The organism is Leptotrichia shahii (genome assembly GCF_008327825.1).
Lineage (GTDB): Bacteria > Fusobacteriota > Fusobacteriia > Fusobacteriales > Leptotrichiaceae > Leptotrichia > Leptotrichia shahii.
This window is the reverse complement of the sequence record NZ_AP019827.1, coordinates 950,143-964,680: the sequence shown is the minus strand read 5'-3', so window position 1 is coordinate 964,680 and position 14,538 is coordinate 950,143. Positions and strand designations below refer to the sequence as shown.

Below are 14,538 nucleotides of genomic sequence, written 5' to 3'. Positions count from 1 at the left end.
TCCTTTCACATTTAATTCTCTTTTTCTGTTTTTTCAATTACTTTAGCAATTATATCGTTCATTCTTCTTGAAGCTAAAGAATCGTTTGAAATAAATGGTAATCCATTATCACTTGATTCCACAATATTTCCATCCAATGGTATTGATCCTAAAAAGTCTGTTTTTTTCTCTTGGGCCATTTTTTCGGCACCACCTTTTTTAAAGATATTAACTTCTTTTTGACAGTCAGGGCAAATAAAACCACTCATATTTTCGATTACACCGAGTACATTCAAGTTAATCAATTTAGCAAAATTTATTGATCTTGTAGAATCCAGCAAAGAAACCTTTTGCGGTGTTGTCACAATAACTGCTTTTGAATCAGTTCCTATATTCTGAGCAATACCCAATGTTTCATCACCTGTTCCTGGCGGCAGGTCGACTATTAAATAATCAATCTCTCCCCATTTAATTCCTTCCAGCATTTCCATTATTGCCGTAATTTTTTGCGGTCCCTTCCATACAACTGGTGAATTATCAGGAACAAAAAAACTTAATGATGATATATGCAAGTTTTCTGTTATCTCCAGCGGTTCAGAAATTCTTGAAAGCTTTACTCCTTCTTTCCCAAACATGATCGGAATATTAGGCCCATGCAAATCTGCATCAAGAATACCAACTTTGTATCCCCGTAACGACAATCCATAGGCTAAATTAACAGACATGGTCGTTTTCCCAACTCCACCTTTTCCACTCATCACTACTATTTTATGCTTAATCTTGGACATATTGGAATCAATTCTTTGCTTTCGTTCAGCTAAAGCCGGATTAGTTTGCATCCATTCCTCCTATTCTAAAAATATTATAATTTTATTTAACTTCCCTACTTTAATTAAATCATAAACTTAGAAAAAATACAAGCAATTTTTTAGATTTCTTTTAAAAAAAATTAATTTTTTTATTACATTAAATAAATTATATTTAAAAATGTTTTTATTAAAAAATATACTAGACTAATTTGTATCTTTTTTATATAATATATGTAAGTTTGGTTATTAAAATTAATAAATAGAAAGGAACAATCAATTATGAATATTTACTTAAAAAGAAATATAAAGAGACTAATGCTCTTTTTAATTCTAACTCTTGCACTTATATGTAAAACAAAACCAGAAGATAAGTATTTTTGGTATACACCACACGAAGTCATCTCAAATGCTGATAAACTTCAGCCAGGAGATATTCTCATTTTATCAAAAAAACCGACTTTACGTTCAATGTGGGGACATGCTGCTGTTCTTAACGAACGTAAAAAAATAATTGAATTTCCAACATATTCTGCAGGTTACAGCGAGAGTCCAATATATGCCTGGGAAAATCTTGATAGAAAAATTGCCATTTTCAGATTGAAAGGAATAGATGAAAAATTTAAATCAGCACTATTTAAAGAAATTGATGAAACTATAACTAAACCTTATGGATTAACATTTACCAAGGATTTTGACAAAAGGCTTTACTGTTCACAATTTGTATATTTAGTATTTAAAAAAGCGGGGAAAAAAGTTGGTCGTGAAGTAGATCTAGATTCCAATGGAGGCGGATGGGTTATGCCATTTGACATACTGGATTCCCCTTTACTTGAAAATATATCTATTTATGCCCAATAAATATCTTATTTAACAAATAACTTTGTAATAAAAAAACTGTCTTGCATAATTTATTTTTTAATAAATATTACTTGACAGCTTTTTATTTTCTATAAATAATTAACTCTGTTTCTAAAAATTTTTTACTAATTCTGTTAAAAAATATAAAATTATTTTAACAAAAAATAATATTAAATTTGAAAACTAGGAATTTCTCCCAATGTTGTCAAATCATAAGGTGTACCTTGATAAACATGATGATTTATCCAATTTGAAAACAGTAAATTTGCATGGGCTCTCCACACAAAAAGCGGTATTTTAGTTGTGTCATCGTTTGTATAATAATTATAGGGAATTTTTATATCTTTTCCTAATTTTACATCTCTCTCATACTCTTTCGCCAATGTCATTCTATCATATTCCAAATGCCCCATAATAAAAATATTACGTTTATCTCGGCTACGCACAATACTCACTCCAGCTTCTTTAGAATTGGCAATGATTTCTAGTTCAGGAATTTTTTCTATATCCTTTGCATGGACTTCTGTATGCCGTGATTGCGGCATATTAAACACTTCATCAAATCCACGCAGCAGCATTGTATGGCAAATATCAATTTTTAATGGATAAATTCCAAAAAGTTTTTCCTTTAATGGATATTTTTTGATTCCATAATGATAATAAAGTGCCGCCTGTGCTCCCCAGCAAATACACATTGTAGAATAAACATGGGTTTTGCTCCACTCCATAACTTCTGTCAATTCCTTCCAGTAAATAACCTTTTCAAAAGGCATATTTTCCACAGGTGCTCCTGTTATTATAAGTCCATCAAAATAATCATTCTTTATATCATTGAAAGTCTTATAAAAATTCGACATATGTTCCTTTGATATATTTTTAGATACATAAGATGTCATCTTTAAAAAAGTTACTTCAATTTGAAGCGGAGTGTTACTTAAAAGTCTTAATAATTGTGTTTCTGTTTCAATTTTGGTAGGCATAAGATTTATTATTATAAATTTTAAAGGACGAATATCTTGTGACAATGCCCTTCTTTCATCCATTACAAAGATGTTCTCCTTTGCTAAAATATCTACAGCCGGTAAGTTATTTGGTATTTTTATAGGCATTGCATATTCTCCTTTCTATTATTTTGACTAAAAATTTGATTACATAACATTTATCAATTATCATAATAATTCATAAATGTTATAAACAGAATTAATAATACTGAATTTAATATTATTTTTAAATAATATATATCGTTATGTAGACTCAAAAAAAAACAATACAGCAATAAGGAAATCTTCTAAAAAATAAGAACTAATTATAATTCTCACAATAATATAAATCAGAGTTATAAATTCTGGTAAAAATAAAAATATAAACCATCTAATTGTTTCCAATTGATTTAAACTTTTTTCTTTATTAATTAAAATATCTCCTTCACAAAATTAATTAACTTTCTCTAAGTGCCAATGGCATTGTGAAGTAAAGCGATTTATCATTATCTTCATCCTTTACAATTACTGAACTTTTATTGTTTAGCAACTCCAGCACCGTAACTTTTCCCTTAATTGTAGAAATAAAATCGAGTAAAAATTTAACATTTAATGATATTCTTAAATCTTCACCCTCTTGAATCGTTACAATTTCTTCTTTTATCTGTGCATTTTCACTCGTTCCTGTAAGCAGCAGCTTATTATTTGAAAAATTAAATATCCCACCATTTTTAGATTCTTTATTATCTCTGACAAATATAGCTGTTCTTCTCAATACTGACAAAAAATCCTTTGTATTTAACAATATCTTTTTATTATGCTGTGAATTATTCAAAATTGATTTATAATCTGGAAATTGGAGATCAATTGTACGAGTTAATATTTCCACATTTGACAATTTAAAAAATACTTTTGAGCCATCTGATTTGACTACAATCTTTTCCTCATCTATCAACTTCATAATTTTTATTAATCCATCAATTGTCTTTAATGGAATGCTCAAGCTAAGATTTTCCTTATTTCTTTGAGAATCTTCCAAATCTTCTTCAATATATGTCAATCTATATGTGTCAGATGAAACAAGTTTTAATTTATTTTCCTCAATTTCAACTCTGATACAGTTTACAGCAAGGTTTTCTGGATTTGGAGAAGCAGATATTTTCACATTTTCAATATTATTTAATAATTTCGCCTTTTCAAATACATATTCAACTCCATTTTCAAGTCTTGACTGAACTGGAAAATTTTCTACATCATATAATGAAAATTCAGTATTTGTTGAACTTGCCTGAATTATCAATTTCCCCTTTTCCTCAATTAAAGTTATTTTATCATCAGAAATTTGTTTTAAAAATTCTTCAATTAACTTATGTTTTATAACAATTTTTCCATCTTCTTCCACTTGTGCTTTTATTTCTGTATTTATAGACAGTTCCAAATCTGTTCCCCGTAAGATTGCCTTTCCTTCGTTTGTTTCAATATAAATTCCAGAAAGAACTTCTCTTATTTTATTTTCAGTTACTGCATTTTCAACTATAGTCATAGCTCTCAATAATGATTTTCTATCTACAATTATATGTAACATACTTTCACCTCTTCTCTATAATATATCCTTATATTCTTCCAAATGTCCCTTTAATTTTGTTATAGCTTTTTTCTCAATTTGCCTAACTCTTTCACGTGTAATCCCCATTTGTTCGCCTATTTCCTTTAATGTATGGATTTTATTGTCATATAATCCATAACGATATTCGAGAATTAACCTTTCACGCTCATTTAAAACCTTTTCAAGCAATTCCTTCATTTCAATAAGCTGATCCTCTTTTATTATCTTATCTTCAACATCATCATTTTTCCCAATAATATCCTCCAGATAAATATTATCGCCTATTGTTTCATTTAATGACATTATATCCTGAAATTCACCTAAAAGCAATATAACCTTGCTTTCCTTTAAATCAACTTCCTTTGCAATATATTCTGTTGATGGAGCTTCACCGTGAATGGCATTATAATCTTTTATGACTTTATTTACTTTTGATAATTGCTCATATTTATAAGATGGTATTCTAATATCCCTTCCAATATTGATAATTGCCTTTTTAATTGACTGTTTTATCCACCATACTGCATATGTGCTAAATCTATGACCCTTCTCATAGTCAAATTTATTTATAGCCTTTATCAATCCAATATTCCCTTCGCTAATTAAATCAATTAGAGGCAATCCATTTCCAAGAGATTTTTTAGCTGTACTTATTACCAGTCTTAAATTTGATAAAATCAGTAACTGTCTTGCCTGTTCGTCATTATCTTTCCTAATTCGCTTTAGCAGTTCGTATTCTTCTTCCTTTGAAAGTAAATCAAATTTTTGAATATCACTTAGATATAACGACATTAAGTTTAAGTTGTTATCTTCCATTACCTCACTCCAATTTTATTTTTTATATATTTCTCAATTTAAAAATTCTGACTTCAAATCTCTGCTCATAAATGTAGATTCCAATTCTGAAACCGGCTTTCCGTCATAGATTACTTCATAAAGTGCTGTAAAAATAGGTGCCTTCAAGTTGTTTTCCTTTATAATTTTATAAAGAGCTTTTATTGTTTCTGCACCTTCTGATACCATATTCATGTGTGAAACTATATCTTTAATTTTTTGTCCTTGCCCCAGCTTTTCCCCAACATATCTATTTCTACTATGTTTGCTTGTACAAGTTACAATAATATCTCCAAGTCCCGACAATCCCATAAATGTTTTTGGATTAGCATTATAAAATTTTGCAATTTCAAACATTTCATTAATTCCACGAGTTATAAGGGCAGCTTTTGTATTATCTCCATAACCCATTCCATCGGCAATTCCTGCTGCGATTGCAAGACAATTCTTTAATGCGCCCGCAAGTTCAGCTCCCATAAGATCCGTTCCCGTATAAACTCTAAAATAAAGATTGCTAAATGTAGTTTGAACGATTTTTGCAGCTTCTTCATCCTTAGACACAGAAAGTATTGCAGATGGCAGTTTTTGTGCCACTTCTTCGGCATGTGTCGGCCCAGCTAGTAAAACATAGCTATATTCCTTATTTTCCAGTTCTTCAGCCACAATTTCAGAGATTCTTTTTTTTGTAGCAATTTCTAAACCTTTTGCAACATTCACCAATATTATATTATAATTTAAGAAATTTTTCAATGTTTTTAAAACATTTCTTAAAAATTGCGTTGGAGTTGCTAATAATAAAATATCAATTTTTCCATATTTTTCAGGATTTTTTAATATTTCTCCATAATCATCTACGACATTAAGACTATCAGGTAATTTTATATTTGGTAGAAATTTGGGATTTTCCTTTGTACTACGAATAACTTTTCTAACTTCCTCATTATGCTCCCACAAATATACTTTATGTCCATTTTCCAATAATAGTTTTGAAAGGCAAGTTCCCCAACTTCCACCACCAATAATTAGTATATTTTTCATCATTATCCCTTTCTTTCATTATATATTTATAGTATTAAATATTTTTATTTGCAATTATATTTAATTATAAATTTCTTATTTTTTACTTTTTAAGCTAAACTTGGATTCCGTTCCATTTTTTAATCTTTCAATATTGCTTTTATGCTTTACAACAATTAAAATTGCTATTAAAATTCCTAGAATAATATATACTATTTGCTGATACAAAAAATATGTAAAAATAGGAAGCGATATAGCTGCAAAAATTGAAGAAAGTGAAACATATCTAAAAATAGAAAAAACTACAAAAAATACGATAGCTGCAAATAATATAGCCTTCGGCACTAAAACTAAAAATACTCCAAGTGTTGTCGCAACAGCTTTTCCACCTTTAAAATTCATAAAAATAGAAAATACATGTCCTAGAATTGCACAAATTCCAACCAACACATAATCTAAATTTGATATTTTTGTCAAATTTTCAAAAAAGTCTACTTTTAATAAAACTGCCAGCAATGTTGGAACTAATCCTTTTGAAATATCCAGTATTAATGTTAAAATACCTAATTTTACCCCTAAAACACGTGCAGCGTTTGTAGAGCCTGTATTTTTACTTCCATGCTCACGGACATCTATTCCTTTAAACACTTTCCCTATCCAAAGTGCATTTGGCACACTTCCCAAGATATATGAAAATGCCATTAATAAAATTGTAATCATTTTTATTCCTCTTTTTATTTAATAAATTATTTATTATTTTTATCAACTTTTTCATTCTCTGCAGATTCTATTTTTTTAAATTCCAATAAATGACTTTGATTTTCAGTCATTTTGTCGAAAAACCTTTTTTCTCTGTATAAAAATACTAGAAGTATCAAAAAGAACATAAAATCTGTAAACGGCTGCGCAATCCATACACCCTCTAATTTCCATACATTTGAAAAAACTATGACAACTACTAGAAATATAACAACTTGCCGCATTAAATTCATTACAACCGAATATTTTGAACGCCCAGTTGCCTGAAAATAATTTGGTACAGTTATTCCAAAAGATGAAATTATTACAAGCGAAAAATAAATTCTAATAGCTTTTATTCCTTCTCTTAAAGCTTCAGGTGTACTCTTTTCATTAAAAAATAAAATCAATTGTCTTGGCAAAAGCATTACGATTACCCAAAATGCAAAAGATAGCATAGCTCCTGCACCTATGGCTGTCATTAAGGACTTTCTAACTCTTGTAAAATTTTTCGCACCATAATTAAATCCGATTATTGGCTGAACCGCTTGAGAAACTGCATAGACACTCATTGTCATAATCGGCAAATAGGAATTTATAATTGTCATAACTGCCACACCATAAGTTCCGCCATAAATATCTACAATTTTATTTGTTACAAGCCCCACTCCTGAACTTGCAGCTTGTAGTAAAAATGGCGACATTCCAATCGAGAAAATATCCTTTACTACTTTTGGATCTAATCTCAATTTTGAAAATCTTATCGTAATAACACTTTCCTCTTCCAATTTAAATCCAAACATATCAATTTTAAAAGGCAATTTCCCAGCAATTAAAAACCACAATACAAATATCGCAGATAATAAATTTCCAATTAAAGTTGCATAGGCAGTTCCTTCAATTCCAGTGTGCATAATCATTACAGCCACATAATCTAAAATAATATTTACAACTGCTCCAATTAACATTGAAAACATTGCAACTCGTGGTGCTCCAGCTGCATTCAATACATTTGTAAGTCCAAATGAATAAAATAACGGTAAAATTGCCAGTAATATTATTTCCAAATAAGCCCTTGCATAGGGCAAAGTTTCATTATTAGCACCTGAATATCGTAAAACCATGTTAATATTCAATATTAAAAATAAATATAATAAAATTCCTAAAACTGTAAACAATGTTACAGCATTTCCCAATATTTTTTTTGCTTCTCCCTTTTTTCCTTGTCCAAGCCTAATCGAAATAATAGTCCCAGCTCCAACTCCGATGAACATTGAGAAAGCAATGATTAACATAACAATATAAAAGGCGATTCCCGCACCTGCAAGTGCCTTTTCACTAATTTTTCCAACAAAGAATCTATCAACAATGTTGTAAAGAACAACTGCAGCAGATCCAATAAGTGTTGGTATGAAATATTTTATAAATAATTTCAAGACAGAACCCTTTAACAGTTCTTCACGCTTTTTTTCCATATTTTTTCCTTTTTATAAAATTTATAAAGTTAATTTTTATTTTTTAACAGATAATCGACAATTTTTTTCAAAACCCCAAAATTACCTAATTTTTTTCTTTCTCTTTTTAACTCTAAAATAATATTTTGTTTATTTTTTTCCATGATTTCCATTTCTTCAAGCAATTTTTCCACAGAAAAATCCTCTTGCAGCAATTCCTTAAAAATTTCCCTATTGGCATTTAAATTAGTAAGAGTTATATATTTTATTTTTACTATATGACGTGCAATAAAGGCATTAATTGCTGAAGTTTTATAAACCACTATTACAGGCAAACCCATAAGTGAAATCTCAAACGTTACTGTTCCAGAAGTTGCTATCGCATATTTACAGTCCTTCCGAATATTTTTTATTTTATCAAAAGTTATTTCCAAATTCGGAATTTTCAAGATATCAATTTTATATTTTTCTTCAAAATTACGAATATATTTTTTATGTTCTTCACTTGCCAATTTCATTAAAAATTTTTCTTTCTTAACTTTTTCATTCCTAACTAATTCTACAATTACTGGCAAAAATTTCTCAATTTCCTGTCGTCTGCTTCCTGGAAGCAGCAATATTTTCTCTCCCAATTTATTAGAAAAATCATATTTATCAACAAATGGATTGCCAAAATACTCCACTTTCAGCCCTTTTGTCTCATCTCTTTTCAAACTCTCATCATAATATTTTTTCTCAAACGGAAAAATTACAATAACATCGTCAAACTTTCGCAATTTTTTTATTCTTCCTTTTCCCCAAGCCCAAACTTTAGGCGGAATATAATAAATCATCCTCATGTTTTGCAGTTGTTTTTTCAATATTTTCTTTTTCAGTAATTCAAAAAATTTCAAGTTAAATCCACCAAAATCAACAAAAATAACAGTTTCTATCTCATTTTCCCTAATAAACAACAAATATTCATGTGCCTTTTTCGTAAAATAGCTATATTTTTTTAAAGCCTCTATAAATCCCATAACATCATTATTTTTAATATGGTTTACAGCCTTAACCCCAGCTTTTATCGACTTATCCCCAACTACACCAAAAAATTCAATATTTTCATTCTTTTTTTTCATTTCCTCAACAATGTATGAAGCATGTAAATCTCCTGACATTTCACCGCAGGAAATAAAAATTTTTTTCTTTTTTTTTGATTTTAATGTGTCATAATTATTTTTCATTTTTTTAGCCTTTTACATTTTTTTATTTTGAAAAGGATTTAAAATTTCCTACTTAAACTTTAAATTTTAATCCCCTTTATAAAAATTTTATTTTTATTTGCAAATTTAATAACTTCCTCTTTATCAATAAATAGCATTTTGTCAGCTTCTATCACAATTCCGCGTCCATTTATATCTGCTACCTTTTTAATTGTTTCCAGCCCAATTGTTGGAATATCTATCCGATAATCTTGATTTCGTCTTGCCATTTTCACAACAATGCAATTTTTTCCAGCCAATTCCCCTCCACGTAAAATCGTTTTATCAGTCCCTTCCACACCTTCTAGTGCGATAACCGATTCATCTTTTACAACAACTGTCTGCCCTGCATCAATATCAGTTAGCATTCGTGCAGCTTCTATTCCAATTTCTATTGTTTTTTCCTCATTTTTATTTGGAGAAGCCTTTGTATAAACTTCATTCACTGCAATATATTCATCTAACAAGTAATTTTGAGGCAAAACTTTGATATTTTCAGATTCAATATAATTAATTATCGCCTTTAAAATATTTTTATCTTTTTTATTTTTTGTAGATAATAATATTTTTGTCGCTGTCAAATCAAATTTTAAATTTGAAAAAATTAGATTTTTTTCAACTTTTCCAAGCATTATTAATTGAGTTATCCCATTTTTCTTAAAATATGAAATTATTTTCCCAACTTGAGCTACGCTATACTTTACAGAATTCTTATGCTCCTTTACACTATCCTCTACACTTTCAAACAGATAAACCGAAAATGGCTCAATGCCCTTTAAAATACACTGATTCAAAAATAATTCCGGTAACTTTCCATTTCCGGCAATTAGACCTACTTTTCCCATTATCATTTTTTATTTTTCCCTTTTTATTTTTTCTTTAAAAAAATATTTATATTAAAAAATTAACTCAAAATAAAACATAGATTATTTTGAGAAATTTTATATTTTAAATTTTTTATACAAATTTTTGACATTTAATTTTGTAATTGTATAATAAAATAACTTTAAAACTGAACTCCAAAGTTATGAATATTTACTCAAATCCAAATTTTTCCAATTTATTTAGATTCTATTTTTTAAGAGCTCAAGTGCACTATCTCAAAGTCCTATATTTTATCTTGTAATACCTCTTTTACTTTTTCGTATAAAATTAATAAGATTTTGAGCTTCCTCATATTGTCCGTATTCACGTTCAACTGTCTGAAGAGCTTCTTCCAGTTTCAATTTTTTCTTAAATATGATTTTATACAGTTCTCTTAATCTTTTTATTTGCTCAGTTGAAAAGCCTCTACGTTGAAGCCCTACAATATTTATATATACAGCTCTTGCCTTATTACCTTCAGACAGCATATAAGGAACAACATCCTGATTTACAGCCGAACATCCACCTATCATTGCATGCCGTCCAACTCTTGTAAATTGATGCACAGCAGTAAGTCCGCCAACCACCGCATAATCTTCCACTTCTACATGTCCCGCAAAAGTAGCCGCATTTGCCAACACACAATTATCTCCAATTATACAATCATGAGCAATATGAACATAAGCCATTACAAGTGTATTATTTCCAACTCTTGTTTCATATTTATCCGTAGTTCCCCGATGAATTGTAACAAATTCACGAATTTTATTATTATTCCCAATAACAACCCTAGTTTTTTCCCCTGCAAACTTCAAATCTTGTGGATCCTTCCCAATTGATGCAAAAGAAAAAATATAATTATTTTCACCAATAATTGTTTCACCCTCAATTACAACATGTGATTCTACAACAGTTCCATTACCAATCGTAACTTCTGAACCTATAATTGAGTAAGCCCCTATTTTTACATTTTCTCCAAGTTTAGCATTCGGATCAACAATTGCCGTTGGATGTATATTATTTAAACTCATAAATTAATACCTCTCGTTTTTTATTTGTCTTTACATATCTGTTACAGCAAATTTCAATTCACCTTCACTTACAACAGTTCCATCAACTAAACATTTCCCTTTAGCTACAATAATATTTCTTCTCACGCTTAATTTTTCCACTTCAAGTCTTAATTGATCTCCAGGCACAACAGGTTTTCTGAATTTACATTTATCAATTGACATAAATAAAGGTATTTTACCAGGTTCTAGCATAAGTAATCCAACTGCCTGCGCAAGTGCTTCCATTTGTAAAACTCCTGGCATAACAGGTTTTCCAGGGAAGTGCCCTTGAAAAAATTCTTCATTCATTGTTAAATTTTTAATTGCAACCAAACTATCTGTCCCATTTTTTTCTATTACTCTATCTACCAACAAAAATGGATATCTATGTGGCAATATTTTCATAATATCCTCTATGTTCATAACTGTTTCATTTGCTGCCATATTTTTTATTCCTCCTAAATTTATATTTTATTTATTTTAATTCTTTACTCAAAATTAAATCTAGTTTAAATTCAATTTTTTAAATGAAAACTGAAATTTTATACCTATATTATATTTGATTTTTTTACAAATTACAAGTGTTTTTTATATTTTTCACAAATATTTTTTTGCAATCATTCCAGTTAATTGTGAATTTACAAAATGCCCAGCTTTTATTGCAATAACATGAGCTTTTATTGGAATTCCCAAAACATATAAATCTCCAATTATATCAAGGATCTTATGTCTAACAAATTCATCTGGGTATCTTAGCCCTTCTGAATTCAACGGTCCATCTGCTCCCACTACCACAGCATTTTCCAAACTTCCTCCCAATGCTAAATTATTCTTTTTAAGAAAATCTATTTCATAATCAAACGCAAAAGTTCTACATTTAGCAATGTTTTCCACATAATTTTTCAAATTTACTTCCAGCTCATAATACTGCGATTTTAAAAAACTATGGTTAAAATCAATAGTATAAGATATTTTAAATCCGTCATAAGGTAATGCCATCACATATTTCCCAGCCTTCTCATCTGAAAAAATAACAGGCTCTTTAATCACAACAGGTTCTATTTCCTCATCCAATTCTAAAATTCCCGCATTTTCAATTTTTTCTACAAATTGAATTGAACTTCCATCCAAAATCGGCATCTCATTCCCTTCAATTTCTACAAAAATATCGGTAATCCCGCAAACTGAAAGTGCCGACATAAAATGCTCAATCGTATGAAGTTTCACTCCATCTTCATTTTGAATATTAGTCCCTCTTTCCAAATCAAACAAATTTTCATAAGCAACTTTTATAATATTGTTTTTATTATTGACATCTATTCTTTTAAAAACAATTCCATTTTCTTGACTCACGGGTTTTAGTATCATTTTTATCTCTTCACCCTTATGAAGTCCAATTCCCGAAATTTCAACTATATTTTTAATAGTTTTTCTTTTCATTTTTTCCTCCATTTCCTAAAATTTTAGTTCATTTTTTATTTATAAAATCTTTTTTTATTATCCGTAAATATTATATCATAAAACTAAATATTTTTCCTTTTATTATTTTGTGAATTAAGCAATAATTTATTGCTTGACATTAACTTCAATAACTAATTATAAAGTAATACCCAAAACTTTTGACAATCAATATGAAAAAAATCTAAAGAAAATACTTAAAAATAGTCTAAATTTTGGGACGCCCTCCATTTATTACCTTTAATCTTTTTTCAAATACTTTTTGCATTCTTTCATTCTCCAGCAAATTCTGTATATTCCCTCGCTGTCTTAACTACTTTTCCTTTGACATAAAGTAAAATATTCTTTTTTATCCATTATGTAATCCTCCTTTTCTATTCTCTAATTTTAGTTTTTGAAATAAAAAAGGAGGACTATGACATTTTGACATAACTAGTCCTCTTTAATAAATTTTTATTTTATATCTATGTTTTATTTTTGGAGTTTCAAATATAATAATGGAGATAATAATTTTGACATATCCATTAATTATAAATAATATTTTTTATTCTTCATTTAATCTAACAAGAAAATGTTTAAATTGTTCTTCATCGCTATCCAGCTTTCCAAAAAAAAATTCATCAATTTGCTCGACTAACGGGACAGCTTTTTGTAATATTTCTTCTCCTTTTTTATTTAAAGTAACAGCTTTTGCTCTTGTATCTTTTGAATGTTCTTTTCTCTTTACAAAATTATGTTTTTCCAGTAAACCTAATATCTGAGATATCGTCATAACATCTATCCCAGAAAGTTTTGAAATCATAATTTGTGTGACTTCATTACTATTTTGTGATAAATAAGCAAGAGAAGCTAAAACAACAAATTGAGGGTGTGTTAAATTCATTTTCTTTAACTCTTTTTTTATCATTGAATGCCATTTATTGTATACTCTCATGAACAACAATCCTGTTGATTTTTCTGAATTATTTTTATATTTTGATGTAAACAAACAGCAACCCTCCTATCTTTCCAAGCAATTTTTTAGAATAAATATAGATTGAGGAACATCTGAAAAAACTTGACTTAAAAATTCTAAATGTTGCTCATCTTCACTATCTAAAATTACAGTATGTTTTATATTTACGCTTCCATCATTGTTATTAATTATTTGATGACCAAAAAGAATATCTCCAAATGGAGTTCCTGTTTTATCCCAAAATTCTTCAAAAGGTCTTACAAGTGTAAGATGATATTCCATAGGAGGCATTCCTTCAAGTTCCATAATTCCGTATGAACCTGTCTCAAACCCACCTTTTAATGTGATATTTTTTAAATCTTTTTCCCAATCATACCATTTTTCAATATTTGCATAGTATTCCCACGCATCTTCTTTTTTTGCTTTGATTTTTAAACTAAAACTAAATTCCATTATATTTCCTCCTCATTATTATATGTATACTTATTATAAAATATTTTACAATATTTGTCAACAAGATTTCTGATAGATATTATTTACCCAATATATTGACTATATTTCAAACTATACACATATTGCAACAGAACAAAAAAAGTTAAATTTTTTTCAAAAAAAATAGCCCTAAAAAAGGCTATTCTAAAAAAATGAAACTCAGGTATTCAAAACCTAGTATTTATTACTATATTTTAAATT

At 28.6% G+C, this 14,538-nt stretch carries 15 protein-coding genes; 1 reads left to right on the top strand and 14 read right to left on the bottom strand.

Going from position 1 to position 14,538, the window contains the following annotated elements; all coding sequences use genetic code 11:
- Positions 1 to 11 precede the first annotated feature (11 nt).
- Positions 12 to 818, bottom strand: a complete 807-nt coding sequence (locus F1564_RS04505) for an Mrp/NBP35 family ATP-binding protein (protein WP_018450124.1) — start codon at positions 816 to 818, stop codon at positions 12 to 14.
- Between the two features lie 249 nt (positions 819 to 1,067).
- On the opposite strand from F1564_RS04505, the gene F1564_RS04500 reads away from it, so the two are divergent.
- The gene (locus F1564_RS04500) at positions 1,068 to 1,646 is read left to right on the top strand and encodes a YiiX/YebB-like N1pC/P60 family cysteine hydrolase (RefSeq protein ID WP_018450125.1); all 579 of its coding nucleotides are present in this window, start codon (positions 1,068 to 1,070) and stop codon (positions 1,644 to 1,646) included.
- 170 nt (positions 1,647 to 1,816) lie between these two features.
- Here the strand turns inward: F1564_RS04500 and metA are convergent, their stop codons facing one another.
- The 13 genes from metA to F1564_RS04435 all read right to left on the bottom strand — a co-directional run bounded on the left by metA (position 1,817) and on the right by F1564_RS04435 (position 14,298).
- Positions 1,817 to 2,755 carry a homoserine O-acetyltransferase MetA gene (gene metA, locus F1564_RS04495; protein ID WP_018450126.1) on the bottom strand — a complete coding sequence of 313 codons (939 nt, stop codon included), beginning with the start codon at positions 2,753 to 2,755 and terminating at the stop codon, positions 1,817 to 1,819.
- Positions 2,756 to 3,083: 328 nt separating this feature from the next.
- On the bottom strand, positions 3,084 to 4,211 hold the full coding sequence (gene dnaN, locus F1564_RS04490; protein ID WP_018450127.1) for a DNA polymerase III subunit beta: 1,128 nt from the start codon (positions 4,209 to 4,211) through the stop codon (positions 3,084 to 3,086).
- A 15-nt stretch (positions 4,212 to 4,226) separates the two neighbouring features.
- On the bottom strand, positions 4,227 to 5,048 hold the full coding sequence (locus tag F1564_RS04485) for a sigma-70 family RNA polymerase sigma factor (protein WP_018450128.1): 822 nt from the start codon (positions 5,046 to 5,048) through the stop codon (positions 4,227 to 4,229).
- Positions 5,049 to 5,081: 33 nt separating this feature from the next.
- Entirely contained in the window at positions 5,082 to 6,104 is a 1,023-nt protein-coding gene (locus tag F1564_RS04480) for an NAD(P)H-dependent glycerol-3-phosphate dehydrogenase (RefSeq protein ID WP_018450129.1), read from the bottom strand.
- A gap of 75 nt (positions 6,105 to 6,179) precedes the next feature.
- A complete protein-coding gene (gene plsY / locus F1564_RS04475; RefSeq protein ID WP_018450130.1) occupies positions 6,180 to 6,803 on the bottom strand; it encodes a glycerol-3-phosphate 1-O-acyltransferase PlsY in 624 nt (207 codons plus the stop codon).
- A 26-nt stretch (positions 6,804 to 6,829) separates the two neighbouring features.
- On the bottom strand, positions 6,830 to 8,296 hold the full coding sequence (locus tag F1564_RS04470; RefSeq protein WP_018450131.1) for an MATE family efflux transporter: 1,467 nt from the start codon (positions 8,294 to 8,296) through the stop codon (positions 6,830 to 6,832).
- A gap of 29 nt (positions 8,297 to 8,325) precedes the next feature.
- Positions 8,326 to 9,498, bottom strand: coding sequence for a lipid-A-disaccharide synthase (locus F1564_RS04465; protein WP_018450132.1), 1,173 nt, complete (start codon positions 9,496 to 9,498; stop codon positions 8,326 to 8,328).
- A 59-nt stretch (positions 9,499 to 9,557) separates the two neighbouring features.
- Positions 9,558 to 10,367, bottom strand: coding sequence for an LpxI family protein (locus F1564_RS04460; protein ID WP_018450133.1), 810 nt, complete (start codon positions 10,365 to 10,367; stop codon positions 9,558 to 9,560).
- A 264-nt stretch (positions 10,368 to 10,631) separates the two neighbouring features.
- Positions 10,632 to 11,411, bottom strand: a complete 780-nt coding sequence (gene lpxA, locus F1564_RS04455; protein WP_018450134.1) for an acyl-ACP--UDP-N-acetylglucosamine O-acyltransferase — start codon at positions 11,409 to 11,411, stop codon at positions 10,632 to 10,634.
- Between the two features lie 30 nt (positions 11,412 to 11,441).
- Complete coding sequence (gene fabZ, locus F1564_RS04450) at positions 11,442 to 11,876, bottom strand: 3-hydroxyacyl-ACP dehydratase FabZ (RefSeq protein WP_018450135.1); 435 nt, start codon at positions 11,874 to 11,876, stop codon at positions 11,442 to 11,444.
- Between the two features lie 153 nt (positions 11,877 to 12,029).
- On the bottom strand, positions 12,030 to 12,872 hold the full coding sequence (gene lpxC, locus F1564_RS04445; protein WP_018450136.1) for a UDP-3-O-acyl-N-acetylglucosamine deacetylase: 843 nt from the start codon (positions 12,870 to 12,872) through the stop codon (positions 12,030 to 12,032).
- A 562-nt stretch (positions 12,873 to 13,434) separates the two neighbouring features.
- Positions 13,435 to 13,878, bottom strand: coding sequence for a MarR family winged helix-turn-helix transcriptional regulator (locus F1564_RS04440; RefSeq protein ID WP_018450137.1), 444 nt, complete (start codon positions 13,876 to 13,878; stop codon positions 13,435 to 13,437).
- A 12-nt stretch (positions 13,879 to 13,890) separates the two neighbouring features.
- A complete protein-coding gene (locus F1564_RS04435; protein WP_018450138.1) occupies positions 13,891 to 14,298 on the bottom strand; it encodes an SRPBCC family protein in 408 nt (135 codons plus the stop codon).
- Positions 14,299 to 14,538: the final 240 nt, after the last annotated feature.

Excerpts from the sequence above, each read along its gene's own strand:
- F1564_RS04505 (WP_018450124.1), bottom strand. The coding sequence starts at position 818 with ATGCAAACTAATCCGGCTTTAGCTGAACGAAAGCAAAGAATTGATTCC.
- F1564_RS04500 (WP_018450125.1), top strand. The coding sequence starts at position 1,068 with ATGAATATTTACTTAAAAAGAAATATAAAGAGACTAATGCTCTTTTTA.
- metA (WP_018450126.1), bottom strand. The coding sequence starts at position 2,755 with ATGCCTATAAAAATACCAAATAACTTACCGGCTGTAGATATTTTAGCA.
- dnaN (WP_018450127.1), bottom strand. The coding sequence starts at position 4,211 with ATGTTACATATAATTGTAGATAGAAAATCATTATTGAGAGCTATGACT.
- F1564_RS04485 (WP_018450128.1), bottom strand. The coding sequence starts at position 5,048 with ATGGAAGATAACAACTTAAACTTAATGTCGTTATATCTAAGTGATATT.
- F1564_RS04480 (WP_018450129.1), bottom strand. The coding sequence starts at position 6,104 with ATGAAAAATATACTAATTATTGGTGGTGGAAGTTGGGGAACTTGCCTT.
- plsY (WP_018450130.1), bottom strand. The coding sequence starts at position 6,803 with ATGATTACAATTTTATTAATGGCATTTTCATATATCTTGGGAAGTGTG.
- F1564_RS04470 (WP_018450131.1), bottom strand. The coding sequence starts at position 8,296 with ATGGAAAAAAAGCGTGAAGAACTGTTAAAGGGTTCTGTCTTGAAATTA.
- F1564_RS04465 (WP_018450132.1), bottom strand. The coding sequence starts at position 9,498 with ATGAAAAATAATTATGACACATTAAAATCAAAAAAAAAGAAAAAAATT.
- F1564_RS04460 (WP_018450133.1), bottom strand. The coding sequence starts at position 10,367 with ATGATAATGGGAAAAGTAGGTCTAATTGCCGGAAATGGAAAGTTACCG.
- lpxA (WP_018450134.1), bottom strand. The coding sequence starts at position 11,411 with ATGAGTTTAAATAATATACATCCAACGGCAATTGTTGATCCGAATGCT.
- fabZ (WP_018450135.1), bottom strand. The coding sequence starts at position 11,876 with ATGGCAGCAAATGAAACAGTTATGAACATAGAGGATATTATGAAAATA.
- lpxC (WP_018450136.1), bottom strand. The coding sequence starts at position 12,872 with ATGAAAAGAAAAACTATTAAAAATATAGTTGAAATTTCGGGAATTGGA.
- F1564_RS04435 (WP_018450138.1), bottom strand. The coding sequence starts at position 14,298 with ATGGAATTTAGTTTTAGTTTAAAAATCAAAGCAAAAAAAGAAGATGCG.